This window comes from Zavarzinia aquatilis (genome assembly GCF_003173035.1).
GTDB lineage: Bacteria > Pseudomonadota > Alphaproteobacteria > Zavarziniales > Zavarziniaceae > Zavarzinia > Zavarzinia aquatilis.
In genome coordinates this window covers 128,000-146,127 of the sequence record NZ_QGLE01000010.1, presented here as the reverse complement: position 1 = coordinate 146,127, position 18,128 = coordinate 128,000, and the positions used below count along the sequence as shown (strand labels likewise).

At 67.9% G+C, this 18,128-nt stretch carries 18 protein-coding genes; 5 read left to right on the top strand and 13 right to left on the bottom strand.

Annotated elements, in window-relative coordinates:
- Nucleotide 1: 1 nt before the first annotated feature.
- Both DKG74_RS16355 and DKG74_RS16350 read left to right on the top strand, forming a co-directional pair.
- Nucleotides 2-1,981, top strand: a complete 1,980-nt coding sequence (locus DKG74_RS16355) for a MacB family efflux pump subunit (RefSeq protein WP_109907250.1) — start codon at nt 2-4, stop codon at nt 1,979-1,981.
- A 4-nt stretch (nt 1,982-1,985) separates the two neighbouring features.
- Complete coding sequence (locus DKG74_RS16350; RefSeq protein WP_109907249.1) at nt 1,986-3,338, top strand: efflux transporter outer membrane subunit; 1,353 nt, start codon at nt 1,986-1,988, stop codon at nt 3,336-3,338.
- Between the two features lie 10 nt (nt 3,339-3,348).
- Here DKG74_RS16350 and DKG74_RS16345 read toward each other — a convergent pair whose 3' ends face one another.
- Both DKG74_RS16345 and DKG74_RS16340 read right to left on the bottom strand, forming a co-directional pair.
- Nucleotides 3,349-4,155, bottom strand: a complete 807-nt coding sequence (locus tag DKG74_RS16345; RefSeq protein WP_207779384.1) for a formylglycine-generating enzyme family protein — start codon at nt 4,153-4,155, stop codon at nt 3,349-3,351.
- Nucleotides 4,152-6,548, bottom strand: coding sequence for an arylsulfatase (locus DKG74_RS16340; protein ID WP_109907247.1), 2,397 nt, complete (start codon nt 6,546-6,548; stop codon nt 4,152-4,154). Before DKG74_RS16340 ends, DKG74_RS16345 begins: the two co-directional genes overlap by 4 nt.
- Nucleotides 6,549-6,654: 106 nt before the next feature.
- Between DKG74_RS16340 and DKG74_RS16335 the strand changes: the two genes are divergently transcribed.
- The gene (locus DKG74_RS16335) at nt 6,655-7,752 is read left to right on the top strand and encodes a glutathione S-transferase C-terminal domain-containing protein (protein WP_109907246.1); all 1,098 of its coding nucleotides are present in this window, start codon (nt 6,655-6,657) and stop codon (nt 7,750-7,752) included.
- Here the strand turns inward: DKG74_RS16335 and DKG74_RS22080 are convergent, their stop codons facing one another.
- The 4 genes from DKG74_RS22080 to DKG74_RS16315 form a co-directional block, all read right to left on the bottom strand.
- A complete protein-coding gene (locus DKG74_RS22080) occupies nt 7,753-8,382 on the bottom strand; it encodes a TetR/AcrR family transcriptional regulator (RefSeq protein ID WP_109907245.1) in 630 nt (209 codons plus the stop codon).
- 101 nt (nt 8,383-8,483) lie between these two features.
- Entirely contained in the window at nt 8,484-8,822 is a 339-nt protein-coding gene (locus DKG74_RS16325; RefSeq protein WP_109907278.1) for an acyl-CoA thioesterase, read from the bottom strand.
- 147 nt (nt 8,823-8,969) lie between these two features.
- Nucleotides 8,970-9,902, bottom strand: a complete 933-nt coding sequence (olsA, locus tag DKG74_RS16320) for a lyso-ornithine lipid O-acyltransferase (RefSeq protein ID WP_109907244.1) — start codon at nt 9,900-9,902, stop codon at nt 8,970-8,972.
- A complete protein-coding gene (locus DKG74_RS16315) occupies nt 9,899-10,369 on the bottom strand; it encodes a Fur family transcriptional regulator (RefSeq protein WP_109907243.1) in 471 nt (156 codons plus the stop codon). Before DKG74_RS16315 ends, olsA begins: the two co-directional genes overlap by 4 nt.
- 248 nt (nt 10,370-10,617) lie before the next feature.
- Here DKG74_RS16315 and DKG74_RS16310 point away from each other — a divergent pair, with 248 nt between their 5' ends.
- Nucleotides 10,618-11,787 carry a 2OG-Fe(II) oxygenase gene (locus tag DKG74_RS16310; RefSeq protein ID WP_109907242.1) on the top strand — a complete coding sequence of 390 codons (1,170 nt, stop codon included), beginning with the start codon at nt 10,618-10,620 and terminating at the stop codon, nt 11,785-11,787.
- Nucleotides 11,788-11,860: 73 nt separating this feature from the next.
- Here DKG74_RS16310 and DKG74_RS16305 read toward each other — a convergent pair whose 3' ends face one another.
- From DKG74_RS16305 to DKG74_RS16285, 5 genes are all read right to left on the bottom strand, one after another.
- Nucleotides 11,861-12,289 carry a Ros/MucR family transcriptional regulator gene (locus tag DKG74_RS16305; RefSeq protein ID WP_109907241.1) on the bottom strand — a complete coding sequence of 143 codons (429 nt, stop codon included), beginning with the start codon at nt 12,287-12,289 and terminating at the stop codon, nt 11,861-11,863.
- A 404-nt stretch (nt 12,290-12,693) separates the two neighbouring features.
- Nucleotides 12,694-13,146: a GNAT family N-acetyltransferase gene (locus tag DKG74_RS16300; protein WP_109907240.1), complete on the bottom strand. Its 453-nt coding sequence runs from the start codon at nt 13,144-13,146 to the stop codon at nt 12,694-12,696.
- Between the two features lie 3 nt (nt 13,147-13,149).
- The gene (tsaB, locus tag DKG74_RS16295; RefSeq protein WP_109907239.1) at nt 13,150-13,806 is read right to left on the bottom strand and encodes a tRNA (adenosine(37)-N6)-threonylcarbamoyltransferase complex dimerization subunit type 1 TsaB; all 657 of its coding nucleotides are present in this window, start codon (nt 13,804-13,806) and stop codon (nt 13,150-13,152) included.
- A gap of 26 nt (nt 13,807-13,832) precedes the next feature.
- Nucleotides 13,833-14,423: a malonic semialdehyde reductase gene (locus DKG74_RS16290; protein WP_109907238.1), complete on the bottom strand. Its 591-nt coding sequence runs from the start codon at nt 14,421-14,423 to the stop codon at nt 13,833-13,835.
- 50 nt (nt 14,424-14,473) lie between these two features.
- Nucleotides 14,474-15,028: a NifU family protein gene (locus tag DKG74_RS16285; RefSeq protein ID WP_109907237.1), complete on the bottom strand. Its 555-nt coding sequence runs from the start codon at nt 15,026-15,028 to the stop codon at nt 14,474-14,476.
- Nucleotides 15,029-15,141: 113 nt separating this feature from the next.
- Between DKG74_RS16285 and DKG74_RS16280 the strand changes: the two genes are divergently transcribed.
- Nucleotides 15,142-16,443, top strand: a complete 1,302-nt coding sequence (locus tag DKG74_RS16280) for an adenylate/guanylate cyclase domain-containing protein (protein ID WP_109907236.1) — start codon at nt 15,142-15,144, stop codon at nt 16,441-16,443.
- 6 nt (nt 16,444-16,449) lie between these two features.
- Here the strand turns inward: DKG74_RS16280 and DKG74_RS16275 are convergent, their stop codons facing one another.
- Nucleotides 16,450-16,938 carry a universal stress protein gene (locus DKG74_RS16275; RefSeq protein ID WP_109907235.1) on the bottom strand — a complete coding sequence of 163 codons (489 nt, stop codon included), beginning with the start codon at nt 16,936-16,938 and terminating at the stop codon, nt 16,450-16,452.
- A 64-nt stretch (nt 16,939-17,002) separates the two neighbouring features.
- The gene (locus tag DKG74_RS16270) at nt 17,003-17,977 is read right to left on the bottom strand and encodes a DUF2333 family protein (RefSeq protein ID WP_109907234.1); all 975 of its coding nucleotides are present in this window, start codon (nt 17,975-17,977) and stop codon (nt 17,003-17,005) included.
- Nucleotides 17,978-18,128: the final 151 nt, after the last annotated feature.

The window sequence follows — 18,128 nt, the reverse complement described above, 5'->3', positions numbered from 1 at the left end:
CATGGGTGTGCCGCTTCTCGAACTCTCCGGCATCGGGCGAAGTTTCCCGGCGGGGGACGAAAGCATTACCGTGCTCCACGATGTCGATCTGGTGGTCGAGCGGGGCGAGATGCTGGCGATCATCGGCGCCTCGGGCTCGGGCAAATCCACCCTGATGAACATCCTCGGCTGTCTCGACCGGCCGAGCGTGGGCACCTACCGCGTCAACGGACGCGAGACGGCGAGCCTCGACGCCGACGAGCTTGCCCATCTGCGGCGGGAATATTTCGGCTTCATCTTCCAGCGTTACCACCTGCTGGCCGATCTCGATGCCGTCGCCAATGTCGAGGTGCCGGCGGTCTATGCCGGCGAGCCGCGCGGCGCGCGCCATGCCCGCGCGACCGAGTTGCTGACCCGCCTCGGCCTTGCCGAGCGGCTGACCCATCGCCCCGGGCAATTGTCCGGCGGCCAGCAGCAGCGCGTCAGCGTCGCCCGCGCGCTGATGAACGGCGGTCAGGTGATCCTGGCCGACGAGCCGACCGGCGCCCTCGACAGCCAGAGCGGCCAGGCCATGCTCGCGCTGCTGCGCGAACTGCATGGTCAGGGCCATACCGTCATCATCGTCACCCATGACGCCGCGGTCGCCGCCATCGCCGACCGCCGTATCGAAATCCGTGACGGAGCCATCGTCAGCGACCAGCGCCGAACCCCCCCGGTCGGCGCAACGGTCACTGACGTAGTGCGGGAAGTGTCACCCCCCGGCGCTTCCCGCACGCCCCCTGCCCTCGCCCGGCTCGGCGCCGGTCTCGACCGGTTCGGCGAAGCCTTCCGCATGGCGCTGCGTGCCATGGCCGCGCACAAGCTGCGCACCTTCCTGACCATGCTCGGCATCATCATCGGCATCGCTTCGGTGGTGTCGGTGGTGGCGCTGGGCGAAGGCTCGAAGCAGCGCATCCTTGCGGATATTTCCTCGATCGGCACCAACACGGTCGAGGTCTTCCCCGGCAAGGGTTTCGGCGACCGGGACAGCGCCAAGATCGAAACCCTGGTCGCCTCCGACGCCGAAGTCCTCGGCCTGCAGGGTTTCGTCGACAGCGCGACGCCGTCGGTCGCGGCCAGCAAGGTCCTGCTGTGGCGCGATCAGGCGCTGACGGTTTCGGTCAATGGCGTCGGCGAACAGTTCTTCCGGGTGAAGGGCTACACGCTCGCCGCCGGCCGCGGCTTCGACGCGGGCGAAGTGAAGGCCATGGCCCAGCTCGCGGTGATCGACAGCAACACGGCGAACAAGCTGTTCCCCGACCGGACCAGCGCCCTCGGCCAGGTGATCATCCTCGGCAATGTGCCGTGCCGGATCGTCGGCGTGCTCGATCCCGTCACCAGCGGTTTCGGCGCCTCGGACACGCTGAAGATCTATATCCCCTATACCTCCGCCCTGCACCGGATGCTGGGCCAGTCCTTCCTGCAAAGCATCACCGTCCGGGTCGACGACGCGGTGTCGAGCGATGCCGCCGAACAGGGCATCATCCGCCTGCTGACCCGCCGCCATGGCGCCAAGGATTTCTTCATCGTCAACACCGACACGATCCGCGAGACGATCCAGAAGACGACGCAGACCATGACTGTGCTGATCTCGATGATCGCGGTCATCGCCCTCGTCGTCGGCGGCATCGGGGTCATGAACATCATGCTCGTGTCGGTGACCGAGCGGACCAAGGAGATCGGTGTCCGCATGGCGGTTGGCGCGCGTCAGGGCGACATCATGCGCCAGTTCATGATCGAGGCTGTGATGGTCTGCCTCGTCGGCGGCGTGCTCGGCATCCTGCTGGCGTTGTCCTTCGGCGCGGTGTTTTCCAGCCTGTCGTCGTCGTTCCGCCTCGCCTTTTCGGTGCCGTCGATCGTGCTCGCCGTCTTTTGCGCCTCGCTCATCGGCATTGTCTTCGGTTTCCTGCCGGCGCGCAGCGCCGCCCGTCTCGACCCGGTCGAGGCCCTGTCGCGCGAGTAACCTCATGAAATACAGCCCGCTTCTGCTCGCCTTCGCCCTCGCCGGCTGCGGCGCGCTCGACACGCCTTACCGGGTGCCGGAAACCGTGACCGCCGCCACCTGGGCCGAAGCCGCCACCGGGGGGCAGGCGCTGGGCACCGACTGGTGGAAGGCGTTCCACGATCCCGCGCTCGATGCCCTGATCGGCGAGGCGCTGGCCCGCAACAACGATCTCGCCCTCGCCGCGATCCGGGTGAGCAAGGCGCGGGCGACGGCGGGCATCGCCGACGACCAGCGCCTGCCCCAGCTCTCGGCCAGCGCCAGCATGGAGGGTAGCCGGACCCTGTCCGATCCCCGCGCGACCGCGCGCCAGTCCGGCGCCTCGGCCGCCGCCACCTGGGAAATCGACCTGTGGAACAAGCTGGGCCGCGCGGCCGACGCCGCCCATTTCGAGGCGGCGGCGACGGAAGAAGACCTGAACGCAGCGGCCCTCAGTCTCGTCGGCACGGTGGCCGATCTTTACTGGACCATCGCCTATCTGAACGAGCGGATCGAGCTTTCCCGGCAAAGCATCGCCTATGCCGAAAAGACCCTTGCCCTCATCGACAGCATGGTTTCGGCCGGCGGCGCTTCCGACCTCGAACGGGCCGAGGCGCGCTATAATCTCGAAAACCAGCGGGCCAGCCTGCACAGCCTCCTCCAGCAGCGAACGGAACAGCGCAACGCCCTCGCCATCCTGTTCGACGGCCCGCCCGAAGCGGTAAAGCCCGAGACCCTGCGCCTGCCGCGCGAAGCCCTGCCCGTCATCGACGCCGGCCTGCCCGCCAGCCTGCTGGGCCGGCGGCCGGATTTGCGCGCGGCGGAATTGCGCCTGCGCTCCACCCTCGCCAGCGCCGACGCGACGCGCCTGTCCTATTATCCCGGCTTCAGCCTGACCGGCAGCCTCGGCACCGGCAGCACCAGCCTGATCGACGTCCTCGAAAATCCGGTGGCCAGCCTTGGCCTTGGCCTCGTGCTGCCGTTCCTGAACTGGGACCAGACGCAACTGAACATCGAGGTCTCCAAGCTCGATTACGAGGAAGCGGTGGTCGGCTTCCGCCAGAGCCTCTATCAGGCGCTGGGCGATGTCGAAAACGCCCTCGCCTCCCGCCGCCATTATGCCGACGAGGTCGCCGACCGGGAAAAGGCCCTGGCGGCGGCGCAGATGGCCGAGAGTCTCTATGAAAGGCGCTTCCGCGCCGGCGCGGTCAGCCTGCAATCCTGGCTCGATTCCCAGGAATCCCGGCGCAGCGCCGAAAGCGCGCTGGCGCAGAGCCGATTGAGCGCGCTGTCCGCCTATATCGCCCTGTGTCAGGCGCTGGGCGGCGGCCCGGGCTGAGCGGGCGAGGTTACAGCGCGCAGCGAAAGCCGACGTTGGACGAACTCGCGTCCCGCGCGATGCCGATGCGTGCCGCCGGGCGGTAGCGCGCGCAATAGTCCCCGGCGCAGAGGAACGAGCCGCCCTTGGCGACCACCGGCCCGCCGCCGCTGCCGCAGCCACAGCTTCCCTCGCCCGCATAGGCGCTGGCGGTCAGCTCCCAGACATTGCCGATCATGTCGGAGAGGCCGTAACCATTGGCGGGATAGCGGCCGACCGCGCAGGGGCCGGGCACCCCGCGCGCGAAATACCACGGGAAACTGCCGGTCCAGACATGGGCCATCAATTGCCCGTCCGGGCGAAACTCCCGCCCCCAGGCGTAAGGCGTGTCGTCGAGGCCGCCGCGCGCCGCCGCCTCCCATTCCGCCTCGGTCGGCAGGCGCTTGCCGTGGTGGCGGGCGAAGGCTTCGGCATCCTCTGGCGTTACATGGGTGACGGGAACATCCTCCCGTCCGTCGATCGTGCTGCCGGGGCCATGCGGCCGGCGCCAGCAGGCACCATCGACGAAAGACCACCATTGGCCGGGGTCGCGCAGGTCGACCGGCCCCGCCGTCATGCGAAAGACGGCGGAGCCGGGCCGCACGCAACGCTCGGCATATGTGACATAGCCGGTCTCGGCGACGAAACGGGCGAAGGCGCGGTTGGTGACCGGCGTCCGGTCGATACGAAAGGCTTCCACGCGGGCGCGGCGGGCCGGCCGTTCTTCCGGATAATGGTCGTCCGAGCCCAGCGGGTAGAGGCCCGCCGGGATCGCCACCATGTCGCCGGTCCCGCTCACACCCGGATGCCGATGCGGTCGATGAAGCGCTTGACCTCAAGCGGGCCGAAGGGCTCGTTGTCGACCTTGATCTCCACCTTCACGATCTCGCCCTGGAACGGGTTGTGTCCCTCGTAAAGGGTGGAGACCCGGTTGCCGAGATCGGCGCCCAGCGAGAAACCGTCGTAGGAGGTAGAGAGCAGCACCTTGTCGTAGGTCTTTTCCGCCAGTTTCCGCTCGCCGAGGAAAATCGCGCCGCCGCCCTCGAACGGGCGGGAGGTCATGGTCTGGACATAGCGGACTTTGATCGGCCCCTCGGGCAGAAGCTCGCTCGATTCCACCCGCTCGGACCAGGGCACCATGCTTTGCTCGTAGATCAGGCGGCCGTCCTTGATGAAGAAGACATAGCCCGCGTGGCGCGAGCCATGGGCCAGCAGCACGCCGTCGCCCGCGCCCGGCTTTCGGACGAGGTCGACCACGATCTCGTGATTGAAGCCACCGACCTGGGGCGAGACATGGGCCGACAGGCGATCCATCGGCGGGCGGAACAGATAGCGCGGCTTGATCCCCCTGCGGTCGCGGTCCTGGGTCATCTTGATCACCAGATTGCGGTCGTCCATGGGGAAGACGCCGTAACGCTCGGCGGCGGCGTTCCATTTGGCGACCAGTTCGGCGACCTTCTCGGGCTTTTCCTTCGCCAGGTCGGTCAGCTCGTTCACCTCGCGGGTGAGATCGTAGAGTTCCCAGCGGTCATCGGCGTAATCGCCGCCGCGCTCGTGGCGGGTCACCAGGCGCCAGTTGCCGTCCTGATAACCGCGCTGCCCGCCCAGCTCGAAATATTGCTCGGTCCGCGTCGGCGCCTTGGCGTCGGCGAAGGTGGCGAAGACGCTGCTGCCCTCGACCGGTTTCAGTTTGGTGCCGCGATAATGCTCGGGCCGCTGCACGCCGGCCGCCTCGAGGATGGTCGGATAAAGGTCGATGACATGGACGAAGCGGTCGCGGATCGCGCCTTTCTCGGTGATGCGGGCCGGCCAGGACACGATCAGCGGATCGGCGACGCCGCCCAGATGGGCATATTGCTTGTAAAGCCGGAACGGCGTGTTCGAGGTGCAGGCCCAGCCGATCGGGTAATGGGGGAAGGTCGCGTCCTCGCCCATCACGTCATAGAGCTTGGCCGCCTCCTCGACCGGCACCGGATTGCCCAGCGCGGCGGCGAAGACGTTGGGCGTACCGGTCTGTGTTCCTTCCGCCGAGCCGCCGTTGTCGGACATCAGCACGACGAGCGTGTTCTCGCGCACCCCCAGCGTCTCCAGCGCGGCAAGGACGCGGCCGATGTTGCGGTCGAGATTGCTGATCAGCCCGGCATAGACTTCCATGTACCGGGCGAAGAGCTTTTTCTCGGTCTCGCCCAGCTGATCCCAGGCCGAGACCCCGGGGGCGAGCGGCGGCAGCTCGGTCGTCTCGGGCACGAGGCCCAGCTTGCGCTGCTTCTCCAGCCGGGCGGCCCGGATCACGTCCCAGCCGGCGTCATATTTGCCCTTGTAGGCATCGCGGTCGGCGCCCGGCACCTGCAGCGGCGAATGGGCCGCCGGGTAGCAGAGCTGGAGATAGAACGGCCGCCCGGGCTCGATGCCCTGCTGGGTGTTCAGATAGGCGATGGCGCGGTCGGTCAGGTCGTCGAGGGCGTAATAGCCTTCATTCTTCGCCGGCTCGACCGGGGCGGTGCCTTCCAGCATCTCGCCCGGGTGGAAGTAATCGGTGGAGTGGCCCTGGAACCAATAGGCGCGGTCGAAGCCGCGATGGGTCGGCCAGTTGTGATAAGGCCCGGTGGCGCCGTTGGAATGGGCGAGGTTCACGTGCCACTTGCCGACATGCAGCGTCGACCAGCCCTTGTCCTGCAAGACCTCGCTCAAGGTCGCCGCCTCGAGGGTGAGATCGCCGCGATAGCCGGGATAGCCGCTGTCGATATCGGCCAGCCAGCCCATGCCGGCGGAATGATGGTTGAGCCCGGTCATCAGTGCCGCCCGCGTCGGCGAGCACATGGCGCAGGTGCGGAAATTGGCGTAGCGCAGCCCCTCCGCGGCGAGACTGTCCAGCGCCGGGGTGGCGATCTCGCTGCCATAGCAGCCGAGATCGGCGAAGCCGACATCGTCGAGCACGATGACGACGATATTGGGCGCGCCCTTCTCGGGCCGGACCTCGGCGCCGTAAGACGGGCGCGAGTCCTGGAAGGATTCGCCGACCAGCGCCGGCCCGCCGCCCTCGACCGCCTTGGGCGTCCGCAGGCTGCGGGACTGGCGGTCGATGGTGACGAAGCCGGCCGCGCCGGCCCCCGCCACCGCCGCGCCGCCGGCCGCCCCGATCAGCAGCGAGCGCCGGTCGAGCCCGCGCCGCTTGTCGCCATTCCTGCTCATTTTCTTCTCCCTCGTTCTTGTTGTTATGGGTGATTGATTACATGGTCAGTTCGCGCCCCGGCGCGGTGGAAACGTCCTATACGCAAGAAAAACAAGAGCCGGCCTCATGAATGACATTCTGGTCGTCCATGGTCTCAACCTGTCCTATTTCACGGGCAAGCTGGAGGCTTACTTTCGGGCCAAGGGTATTGACTACCAAATGGCCGAAATGGACACGCGCGGCTTTGCCGCCCTGGGCCGGATCACGGGCGTGCGCCAGATGCCCCAGGTCGAATGCCCCGACGGCAGCTGGCTGACCGACACCACGCTGATCCTCGATCATGTCGAGCGTTTCGGGATCGAGCCGGTGCTGACTCCGCAGGACGCAGCGACCGCCTTCGTCGCCCGCCTGATCGAGGACATGGCGGACGAGACCCTGTGGCGCCCGGCGCTTTATTACCGCTGGGCCTTTCGCGACGATGCGCGGCTGAACAGCACCCGCCTCGCCCGGGGCATGTTGCGCGACGTGCCGCTGCCCCTGCCCCTGCGTCGCCAGCTCATCCTGCGGCGTCAGCGCCGCCACTTCCTGTCCCGCGACGGGGTCACGGGCAAGACAGCCCCGGCGATCGAGGCGCTCTATCTCGAGGCGCTGGCAGCGATGGAGCAGGCCCTTGCCCATGCGCCCTATGTCCTCGGCGGGCGGCCGACGGCGGCGGATTTCGGCCTGTTCGGCCCCTTCTTCCGCCATTTCTTCTGCGACCCCACGCCGGCCCGCCTGATGCGCGACAAGGCGCCCCGTACCCTGCAATGGGTCACCCGGCTGTGGGGCGCCGATCCGGCCCAGCTTGGCGCCGCGCCCCTGCCCGATCATGTGCCGGACAGTGCCGCCGGCCTGCTGCGCCTCGTCGCCGAGCATCATCTGCCCTATCTCGCGGCCAATGCCGACGCGGTCGCCGCAGGGCGGGCTCGGGTGCGCTTCGAGGATGGCGGGGCGGTGTTTAGCATTCCGGCCAGTCCTTATCGCGCCTGGTGTCTCGACCGGCTACGGCTGGGCGCTGCCGCCCTCGGCCCCCTCGCCCGGGCGCGGATCGACGATCTGCTGGGTCCGGCCGCCGGCATCCTGCGCCAGCCGCGACAGGCTTGCGGCGCCTTCAAGCCGCCGGCCCTGCCGATTGCGCCGGGGGCCGCGGCGCGGGCGGTCGACCGGGCATGGCGTCCGGCCTGATCATTCATCGGCCTTCGTCTCCGCCAGCAGGCCCCGGCGGATCGCCCGGCAGCTTTCGATGGCGGCGGTCTGGAACGCCTCGGCGGAAAAATGCGCGCCGCTGGCCTGGAGCCAGCTCGCCAGCAGGGCGACCGTGACCTGAAGCATCAGGCCGGCGGCGAAGCCCGCCTCGGCCCCCGGCGGCGGCGGGACATGGCGGTCGAGGGCGGCGATCATCAGGCTCATGCCCGGCAGGGGCAGCGACTGGGCCGCGGCGGCGATGCTGAAGCCCGGACGGGCGCAGAACTGCCGCAGGAAGCGGACGTGATCGGCCCCGCCCTCGCCGTGCAGCGCCTCCTCGACCAGCGGCTCGACCAGCGCGCGCAGACAGCTCGACAGGTCGGGCCGCGCCGCGCCGCTACCCCGGGGATCGAGAATGGCGAGGCGCCGGGCGTCGATCGTCTTCAGCCGCTCGACGACGATGGCGCGGTACAGCCCCTCGCGCGAGCCGAAGTGATATTGCAGGGCTGTCTGGTTGCGCTGACCCGCGCCTTCGAGGATTTCGGTGGTCGGCACGCCGTCGAAACCGCGTTCGCCGAACAGTTTCAGGGCCGAAGCGAGGATGGCCTCGCGCGCGTCGATCCGGCTCATGCGCCCTCCTCTAGCGTCGTTCTGGCTTCGAATATAATGCCAGACATTAAATTTGCCAAGTGAAAGCAACGGTGCGGGGAAAGCAGACGGATGCGCCGGGGTCAGCTCCTGGGCGGCACCGGGCGCGACTTGCCACTGGCGTCGATGGCGACGAAGGTGAAGGTGGCTTCGGTCACCTTGAAGGTTTCCTCGCTGTCGCGGCTGCGGCGCCAGGCGGCGACGTGGATCTTCATCGAAGTGCGGCCGACGTCGACGATCTCGGCATAGAGGCTGACCTCGTCACCGACCGCGACCGGGCGCAGGAAGGCCATGCCCTCGACCGCGATGGTGGCGCAGCGACCGCGCGCCCTTCGCGCGGCGGCGCTGCCGGCGGCCAGGTCCATCTGCGCCATCAGCCAGCCGCCGAAAATGTCGCCCGCCGGGTTGGTGTCGGCCGGCATGGCGATGGTGCGGATGGTCGGCTCGCCCACGGGGGGCTGTTCATTGGCTTTGACGGGCAAGATGGCAACCTTCGACGGCGGGGTGATTTCGCGCAGTCTAACGGGCTTGCAAGCCCGCGTCGACGCGACGTCAACCCACGGCCGGGGTTACTCCGAACGGCCCTGGATCTGGCGGGCGTGGCCAGCGCGGATCACCGTCTCGCAATGGCGGGCCAGGGATTTGCGGCTGCCCGCCTCGGTCACCGTCAGCGGGGCATGGAATTCGATCTCGGCGGTGATCGGCCCGAAGCTCAGGGCCTGCAGCAGGTGGGGCGCCAGTTCCATGTCGCCGAACCAGGTGAAGAAGGGCCGGTAGTCGCGCCCCATGGGCATGCCCTGCAGCTGGGTGTAACTGACCGTGACCGGCTGGACCACCACGGGGCCAAGACCGCCGCCGCGCCGTGGCACCTCGATCTCGGCCGCGCCGAACAGCGCGCTCTTGAACGGCAACACGCGGCAGCCGTCGGACGAGGTGCCTTCCGGAAACAGGATCAGATTGTCGCCGCCGCGCAGCCGGTCGACGAGGACATCGCGGCTTTCGGCGGTGCGGCTGCGCTTCTCGCGCTGGACGAAGACGGTACGCTGCAGCTTCGCGAGAAAGCCGAAGATCGGCCAGCCCTCGATCTCGCTCTTGGCGACGAAGGAGCCGGGAATGACCGCCGACATCACCGGAATGTCCAGCCAGGACGAGTGATTGGCGATATAGAGCACGGCGCCGCGCTTGTGCCGGCGGCCATGGACGACCAGCTTCACGCCCAGCGCCCGGCACAGCATCTTGTGAAAGAAGAAGGGCACAGCGACGGCAAGCTTGCGGTCGAGGAGCAGCGCCAGCAACTGCACCGGCACCATGAGCACCAAAAGCGCGACAAAGACCGACAGGCGCGAAATCGCCCGCAGCCGCCCGAGGCGCGACTGTCCGGGCAGGTCCGGCGCCGGCAGGTCCGGCCATTCGCCGGCCTCGAACTGGAAGGGATCGCGCCGGCGCGAGCGGCCGGCGAAGCGCCGGGAGGCGCTGCGCGTCTCGGGCGCGGCGGCGGTCATGGCCGGCGCATGGCCCGGGCGAGGATATCCGCCGCCTTCTCGAGACCGTCGCGGTCGGCGCGGTCGAGCGGCACGCCATAGAGTTCGAGCCGGTGGTCGACCAGCCGGAAGCCCAGCTCGCGGGCGACGAATTCCTGCAGCTTCTCGATATCCTCGTTGCGGAATTCGATCACCTTGCCGGTCGCGAGGTCGATCAGGTGATCGTGGTGCGAATCCGGCACTTCCTCGTAACGCGAACGGCCGTCGCGGAAATCGTGCCGTTCGAGAATGCCGGCCTCCTCGAACAGGCGCACGGTGCGATAGACGGTGGCGATCGAAATCTTGGGATCGAGGGCGATGGCCCGGCGATACAGCTCCTCGACATCCGGGTGGTCGGCCGATTCGGACAGCACGCGCGCGATCACGCGGCGCTGATCGGTCATGCGCATACCCTTGGCCAGGCAGATATTCTCGATTCGATCGGACATCGGGCTCAGTCTCGGACCATTTCCGGGGGCTGGATCGCGGGGCCCATGCCCCGACAGGTCATCGCAATTCGCCGCAGTATGCCGCGCCGCGCAAGCGCCGTCACCCCGGGCAAGGCAAAAAAAGCCGATCATCCGGCGTTCGGCCACGCTTGTCGGTGGTAAGGACGCCAAGAGGGCTTCCGCCGGTCGTCCGGTCCGCTATCATCCGGAACGCGGCCGGTCCGCCGCAGAAAGCCGGAAAGCGCCGCATGACGAAATCCGATCCCGCCGCTGCGACGGCAAACCCCGCCGCCGGGTCGACACTGCGCTATGCCCGGCTCGGACCCGGCGATCCCGCTCCCTGGTTCAAGCAGCGCAGCACCAGCAACCCGCTTTATTCTTTCGACACGGTCGGCGGGCGCCATGTCGTGATGCTGTTCTTCCTGTCGGCGGCGGATGCGCTGTCGCGTTCGGCGCTCGAGGCCGTCCAGCGGAACCGGGCACTGTTCGATGACGAGACATGCTGCTTCTTCGGCATTTCGGCCGACCCCGCCGACGAGCGCGAGCGCCGCGTCGCCGAAAGCCTGCCGGGGCTGCGTCATTTCTGGGATTTCGACGGCGCGATCGGGCGCGCATACGGCGCCCTGCCGCTGGACACACCACCCGGCGGCAGCCAGCCCGGCCGGCGCTTCTGGGTGGTGCTCGACCCCCTGCTCCGGGTCGAGCGGATCGTTCCGATGCTGCCCGACGGCAGCGAACAGGCGGCGCTGTTCGATCATCTGGCCAGGCTGCCACCGGTCGCGGCCTGGGCCGGCCGACCGGTGCAGGCCCCCGTCCTGTTCCTGCCCCGGGTGTTCGAGCCCGACCTGTGCCAGCGCCTGATCCGCCATTACGAGACGGTGGGAGGCCGGGAAAGCGGCTTCATGCGCGAAATCGGCGGCGTTACCCGCCTGGTTGCCGACCCCATGCACAAGCGCCGACGCGATGTCGAGGTCGTGGACGAGGCGCTGATGGCCGAAACAAGGGCCCGGGTCTATCACCGCATCGCGCCGCAGATTCGCAAGGCCTATCAGTTCGAGCCGACGCGGATGGAGCGTTACCTGATCGGTTGCTACACCGCCGAGGACGGCGGCCATTTCCGGCCCCATCGCGATAACACGACCAAGGGCACGGCTCATCGGCGTTTCGCGGTCTCGATCAACCTGAACGACGATTTCGAAGGCGGCGACATCTTCTTCCCCGAATTCAGTCCCGAGGGGCTGGTCCCGCCGCCCGGGGGCGCCGTGGTCTTTTCCTGCGGCCTGCTGCACAGCGTGCGGCGCGTGACCCGGGGCCGGCGCTTCGCCTTCCTGCCCTTCCTCTATGACGAGCCGGCGGCGCAGCTGCGGGCGGATAATCTGCGCTTCCTCGAAGGCGGCGCCGAGGTCGAGGGCGGCTGACCCGAAAGGCAAAGGGGCGGGCAAACAAAAAGGGCGGCCACGAGGGCCGCCCCATCCTGTCCGATGCGGAGATTCAGGACCGGCGGCCGCGCTTGCGGCGCGCGGTGCCGAGGCCGATCTTCTTGGCCAGATCGCGGCGCTGCTCGGCGTAATTGGGCGCGACCATCGGATAATCCGGCGGCAGATCCCAGCGGGCGCGGTATTCGTCCGGGGTCATGTTGTAGGCGGTCATCAGATGCCGCTTCAGCATCTTCAGCTTCTTGCCGTCTTCGAGGCAGATCAGATATTCGGGCGTCACCGACTTCTTGACCGCCACTGCCGGCTGCGGCCGGGTCGGCGCGGGTTCTTCCTTGGGCGCGCCGATGCCGGCGAGCGTCGCGTAAACCTGCTGGATCAACTGGGGCAGCTCGGAGAGCGGGACCGAGTTATTGGAGACATGGGAAGCGACGATATCTGCCGTCAGGGACAGAAGCTCGCTATGTACGGCCTTTTCTTCGCTCATTTGTTGCCCTTTCCACGCGCAATGCGGGTAATGCCGAAGCCTTGGCCCCGGCGAATGTATCGACCTGTCGCACGAAGCGGGGACTACCCACTTGCCGTCGATTTCCGGATTGCCCCCCGTACCGTCCATTCCGATTTCGTCTGCGCGAGACCTTGATCAGGTCGCGGCAAATTGGCCGAAGCGACAGCAACGACAAGCGACAGTTCATCTTCGTGCCGACTGAATTCGATCTATAAGGCGCTCGTTCAGGGAAATCAATTGATCTCTATATTGCGATAGAAATTGGCAAAGTGACGTGTAACGAAAAACACAGCGATGCGACCAAGGAATGCAGTCTCCCCCGACTGCATCATCGAATTGCACCCATTGTTTTGAATAGTCGGCTTGTTGGTGACAAAAACCGATCAAGCGGCCAGCGACCGGGCAAGGACCAATGCGTCGACCGGGCTGGCCTGGGGCCGGTGATAATAGTTGCGTCGGCGGCCGACCTCGGTGAAGCCCGCCTCGCGGTACAGCGCGATGGCGGCGATATTGTCGATCGCGACTTCGAGAAAGGCGGTGGTGGCGCCGGCTTGCGTCGCCCGCCCGAGGCCGGCGGCGAGCAGGCGCCCGCCGATGCCGCGCCGACGCCACCCGGGATCGACGGCAAGGGTGATCACCTCCGCCTCGTCGGCGGCGACGCGCAGCAGGATGAAGCCCCCCGGCACGATCAGGGCGATCGCGCCGGGCGCGAAGGCCAGCGGGCGCAAGGCGTCGGCGTCCCAGGGATCGTCGGGAAAGGCCGCGCCGTGAAGCGCGGCCAGCGCCGGCAGATCGGCTTCGTCCGCGTCGCGCGGGAAATCGCCCGTCGCCGCCATGGCTCAGGCGCTGGCCGGCAGTTTGGCGTCGGGCGCGCGCAAGTAAATGGGCTCGGGCGACGGCGTGCCGAAGACGGCGCTCATCTCCGCCACCAGCGCCGCCAGCACCGCGGCATCGGGCGCGAGGAGGTCGGGCACCAGGGTCAGGTCCGGCCGGGCCAGCCGCTCGGCGACAAGGGTGGCGCCGCTGCCGGCAAGGCGCAGCGGCCCTGCGGGCAGATGTGTGCCGATGCCGTCGAGCGGCAGGGCGAGCGGCCCCGCCATGGCCTTGCCATCGGCGCCGAACAGTTGGGCATAGACTTCGCCCCGCTTCGCGTCGACGGCGACCAGGGTCGGCCGGTCCGCGGGCAACAGGGCGGCGGCCATAACCTCGAGACTGGACAGGCCGAAGACCGGCCGGTTGATGGCGAGGGCGAGGCCCCGCGCCGCGGCCAGCGCGATACGCACCCCGGTGAAAGAGCCGGGGCCGAGGGTGACGGCGATACGGTCGACGGCGACGGGGGCGATGCCGGCTTGCTGCAGCACCGCCCCGATCAGGGGCACCAGGCTTTCGGCCTGGCCCTGGGGGCGGGCGTCGTCCGCCCGCCCGGCCAGCGTGCCGTCCCGCCACAGGGCGACCGAGGTCGGGCCGGTCGCGCAATCGAAGGCAAGGACGATCATGGGGTCAATCGGCTTTCACCCCGCCCTCAGGCGATGGTGACCGCCTCCTCGAACGCGAGGCGCGGGCTGCGCGGGAACAGGCCGGCCGGATCGCCATAGCCGAGATTGACCAGGAAATTCGACTTGATGCGGGTGCCGGCGAAGAAGGCTTCGTCGACCTTGGCATTGTCGAAGCCCGACATCGGCCCGGCATCGAGGCCGAGGGCACGGGCCGCCAGGATCAGATAGGCGCCCTGCAGCGTGCCGTTGCGGAAGGCCGTGGCCTGTTCGACGGCCGGCGCGGCGAACCAGTCCTTGGCCCCCGGCGCATGGGGGAACAGGACGGGCAGCTTCTGGGCGAAATCGAGATCGTGGCCGACGATCACGGTGACCGGGGCGGCCAGGGTCTTGTCCATGTTGCCGGCGGACAGCGCGGGCTTCAGCTTTTCCTTGCCCTCGGGCGTCGTCACGAAGACGAAGCGGGCGGGCGAGGCGTTGGCGCTGGTCGGGCCCCATTTCACGAGATCGTAGAGCGCGCGCAGCGTCGCCTCGTCGACCTTCCTGTCGGCCCAGGCGTTATGGGTACGGGCCGACCGGAACAGCTGGTCGAGGCTCGCGTCGTTCAAAGCAGCACTCATGATCTTCCTCTGTCTCTCGAGGGGTTGTCCTGGCCCGAAACCCGTATTCGTCAGACCGCGCGCACTTCCGTCACTTCGGGAATGTAATGGCGCAGCATGTTCTCGATGCCCGATTTCAGGGTCGCGGTCGAGCTGGGGCAGCCCGCGCAGGAGCCCTGCATGTGCAGATAGACGACGCCGTCCTCGAAGTCGTGGAAGGTGATGTCGCCGCCGTCCTGGGCGACCGCCGGGCGCACCCGCGTCTCCAGCAATTCCTTGATCTGCTCGACGATCTCGGAATCGGGGCCGGTCGCTGCCGCTTCGGCGGGCGCCGCCGGGGCATCGGCCAGGATCGGCTCGCCGCTGGCGTAATGCTCGACGATGGCGCCGAGGACGCCGGGCTTCAGGTCGTCCCAGCCGGTCGCGCCATCCTTGGAGACGGTGATGAAATCCGCGCCGAAGAAGATGCCGGTCACGCCGTCGAGGGCGAACAGACGCCGGGCGAGGGGCGAACGCTCCGCCGCGACCGCGGTCGGAAAGTTCACCGTGCCCGCGGTCATCACGTCCCGGCCGGGCAGGAATTTCAGCGTCGCGGGGTTGGGAGTCGCTTCGGTCTGGATGAACATCGAATGGTCCTCTCTATATCCGGTCAAGGCGGACAAGATCTGGTCAATATTTAACTCTACATGGCCGAAGCCTCGCCTAAGATCAAGAAATCAGGAACCCGCGCAACGCAGCCATGTCGAAGCCCGATCTCGCCGACCTGCCTCCCGACCAGATCTGGGACGAAACCCTCGCCATCGCGGCCGAAATCCGCGACCGGCGGCCGCTGGCCCCGCTTGGCCCGCCGCGGCCGCTGCGCGGCGACGCGGTGGCCGCCTTTCTGCTCTCGCCCGCCGCGGCGCGGCTCGATCCGCCCGGCCTCGTCGCCGCGGTGGGGGAACATCTCCTCGCCGAGGGCCTGCCGATGCGCCGGGTCACCTCCGGCCTTCTCGCCATGCACCCGCAGATTTTTGCCCGCACCTTCGTCTGGGACCGGGTGGAGGGCATGGCCGATCTTGCCCGGGGCTTCGAGATCGAACAGTCGGAATTCTATCGCGCCAGCCCGGTTCGTCTCATCCACCTGGGTGCGCCCGGCTTCCGTCGCCGCCTCGAAGGGCCGGCGGCGGCCGATGATTTTCCGGTGCTGGCCGATCTGCGGGCGGCGGGCGCCACCGACTATCTGATCCGGCCGCTCGATTTCGCCGCCGTGCGCCGCTCCTTCGTCGCCTTCGCCACCGACCGGCCGGGCGGTTTCAGCGATGGGGAAATCGCCCGGCTGGACGATCTCGTGCCGATCCTGTCGCTGCGCTTCGAGACGGCGATGCAGCGCCAGCTGCTCGACACGCTGCTCTCGCTCTATCTCGGGCAGGACGCGGCGCGCCGGGTGGCGACCGGGGCGGTGCGCCGGGGCGATGGCGAAACCATCCGCGCCGCCATCATGACCTGCGACATGCGCGGCTTCACCCGCCTGACCGACCGCGCCAGCGCCAGTGAAGTCATCGCCCTGCTCGACGCCTATCTCGATGCCGTCACCCTCGCGGTGCATGGCGAAGGCGGCGAAGTGCTGAAATTCATGGGCGACGGCTGTCTGGCGATTTTCCCCGCGGACGAGGGCACGGGCACCGGCACCGCCGGGCGTGACGCCTGCCGCCGGGCGCTGGCCGCCGCCTGCGCCGCCCTGACGGCGATCGACGGGATCGAGAACCTGCCGCCCGCCCTTGGCCCGTCGGGGCTGAAGGTCGGTTTCGCGCTCAATTTCGGCGATGTCGTCTATGGCAACATCGGCTCGACCGAGCGGCTGGATTTCACCGTGATCGGCCCCGCCGTCAACGAAGTGGCCCGGATCGAGGCGCTGTGCAAGGTGCTGGACCGCAAGCTGCTGACGACCAGCACCTTCGCCGACGAACTCGATCTGCCGGATGCCCTGCGCAGTGTCGGCCTCCACGTCCTGCGCGGCCGGCGCGAGCCGACGGAAATCTATACGACCGACGAGGATTGAGCCGCCTCAGGCGAGGTCGTCGACCTCGGCCGGGGTCAGCTTGCCGGGCACGAGGGTGATCGGCACCCGCAGGCTGCCGGACATCTGCCCGGCGAGGGCAGAGACCAGCGGCCCCGGCCCTTCGCCGCCGGCCCCGGCGCCCAGCACCAGGATGCGGATGGTCGGATCTTCCTCGATCAGCTTCAGCAATTCCTCGCGCCGGATGCCTTCGCGGATGATCAGCTCGGGCGTCAGGCCGGCGATACGCTGCACGTCGTCGGCGAGATCGTGGAGGATCGACTCGGCCTCGTCATAGGCCTCGTCGCGCATGATGTGCTGAACCCCAAGCCACTGCGGCACGTCCGATGGCTCGATGACATAGAGCAGGGCGACCATGCCCTTGGTCTTCAGCGCCCGGCGCGAGGCATAGCGCAGCGCCAGCCGGCATTCCGGGGTATCGTCGACCACGACCAGGAACTTGCGCACCTGATCGGGGCGAGGGGTGATTTCGCTCATCTCGGACCGGGCCTTCGGTGGATGACCGATGGTGCCACCGCCCGCCCCCGCTTGTCGAGACCGCTCACTTCAGCAGGATGTCGGCGATCTCGTACAGCTGGCTGCGGGCGCGCAGCAGGAAGAAGCCTTCGCTGACCAGATGGTTGGGCATCAGCTGGCCGTCGACGCCGCCGTTCCAGACGATGAGGGGCGAGAGCGAGCCGACCTCGGCGAAACCGTCGACCGCGGAATCCCACAGGGGGCCCAGATGCCGTTCCTCGATGATGGGGGCGAAGTCGCTGCGCAGGGCCTTCAGGATCAGGTAATAGGCATAGGCCGTGCCCTTCACCCGGTAGAACAGATCGTCGCAGGTGAAGTCGAGCAGGCTGCCCTCGTTCTCGCGGATCTGCTTGTCGAGGGCAGCCGAAAGCGAGCCGACGTCGAGGGCGATGCGATTGATCACAGCCTGCAGATTGTCGGCCCGGCGGTCGTAGGCGGCGGTGCCGGCGGCGACCCCGGCGTTATAGGTCTCGAGCGCCTTGATGCCCTTGCGGTATTGCGCCTCGGAGGTCGCGGTCGGCAGGATCGAGACCGACAGGTCGAAGACCCATTTGGTGCCCGAATACTGCATCGAGCTGAGCGCCTCGTCGAGGTTCTCGTCGGCCTTGCTCGAGCCCCTCATGCGACCGAGGTGGTCGCGCAGCTCGATGGTGAAGGTCGAGACCGCGTCGACGATGCCCTGCTGGAAATTCGGCATGTTGTCGAGGGCGCCGGACGGCATGAAGAAGGGATCATTGGCGACCCAGCCGTTGCGGTTCACCTCGCGGTCGACCATGGCGGCGGCGATGGCGACCGCCGCGCTGCCGCCTTCCGGGACGGCAGATGTTGCAACCGCGAAGGAAAGATCGTCGTCGATCTTGTTCGCGACGATCATGCCGATCGGATAGTAGAGCAGGACGATGGCGGCGACGATGGCGGCCGCGGATCGCCACACCCAGGGCCGGCGCCAGAACGCCCGACCGTCGGTGGATTCGCCGAGGAAAATCTTGCTGCCGGCCATGGTCCGCTCCTGATTGCAGTCGCCGTGTAAAGACCTGCGGGGCCGAACAATGTCCCACAGGGATGTATCGAGGCAAGCGATTACTTGTGTAACTCAAATGGTCTATGCAGGCCGCGTGATTTGTGGTTACTATAGCGTGCCGCGTGACAGG

Excerpts from the sequence above, each read along its gene's own strand:
- DKG74_RS16310 (WP_109907242.1), top strand. The coding sequence starts at position 10,618 with ATGACGAAATCCGATCCCGCCGCTGCGACGGCAAACCCCGCCGCCGGG.
- DKG74_RS16325 (WP_109907278.1), bottom strand. The coding sequence starts at position 8,822 with ATGCCGGCCGACACCAACCCGGCGGGCGACATTTTCGGCGGCTGGCTG.
- DKG74_RS16285 (WP_109907237.1), bottom strand. The coding sequence starts at position 15,028 with ATGTTCATCCAGACCGAAGCGACTCCCAACCCCGCGACGCTGAAATTC.
- DKG74_RS22080 (WP_109907245.1), bottom strand. The coding sequence starts at position 8,382 with ATGAGCCGGATCGACGCGCGCGAGGCCATCCTCGCTTCGGCCCTGAAA.
- DKG74_RS16290 (WP_109907238.1), bottom strand. The coding sequence starts at position 14,423 with ATGAGTGCTGCTTTGAACGACGCGAGCCTCGACCAGCTGTTCCGGTCG.
- DKG74_RS16315 (WP_109907243.1), bottom strand. The coding sequence starts at position 10,369 with ATGTCCGATCGAATCGAGAATATCTGCCTGGCCAAGGGTATGCGCATG.
- DKG74_RS16300 (WP_109907240.1), bottom strand. The coding sequence starts at position 13,146 with ATGGCGGCGACGGGCGATTTCCCGCGCGACGCGGACGAAGCCGATCTG.
- olsA (WP_109907244.1), bottom strand. The coding sequence starts at position 9,902 with ATGACCGCCGCCGCGCCCGAGACGCGCAGCGCCTCCCGGCGCTTCGCC.
- DKG74_RS16355 (WP_109907250.1), top strand. The coding sequence starts at position 2 with ATGGGTGTGCCGCTTCTCGAACTCTCCGGCATCGGGCGAAGTTTCCCG.
- DKG74_RS16305 (WP_109907241.1), bottom strand. The coding sequence starts at position 12,289 with ATGAGCGAAGAAAAGGCCGTACATAGCGAGCTTCTGTCCCTGACGGCA.
- DKG74_RS16340 (WP_109907247.1), bottom strand. The coding sequence starts at position 6,548 with ATGAGCAGGAATGGCGACAAGCGGCGCGGGCTCGACCGGCGCTCGCTG.
- DKG74_RS16270 (WP_109907234.1), bottom strand. The coding sequence starts at position 17,977 with ATGGCCGGCAGCAAGATTTTCCTCGGCGAATCCACCGACGGTCGGGCG.
- DKG74_RS16335 (WP_109907246.1), top strand. The coding sequence starts at position 6,655 with ATGAATGACATTCTGGTCGTCCATGGTCTCAACCTGTCCTATTTCACG.
- DKG74_RS16275 (WP_109907235.1), bottom strand. The coding sequence starts at position 16,938 with ATGAGCGAAATCACCCCTCGCCCCGATCAGGTGCGCAAGTTCCTGGTC.
- DKG74_RS16280 (WP_109907236.1), top strand. The coding sequence starts at position 15,142 with ATGTCGAAGCCCGATCTCGCCGACCTGCCTCCCGACCAGATCTGGGAC.
- DKG74_RS16350 (WP_109907249.1), top strand. The coding sequence starts at position 1,986 with ATGAAATACAGCCCGCTTCTGCTCGCCTTCGCCCTCGCCGGCTGCGGC.
- tsaB (WP_109907239.1), bottom strand. The coding sequence starts at position 13,806 with ATGATCGTCCTTGCCTTCGATTGCGCGACCGGCCCGACCTCGGTCGCC.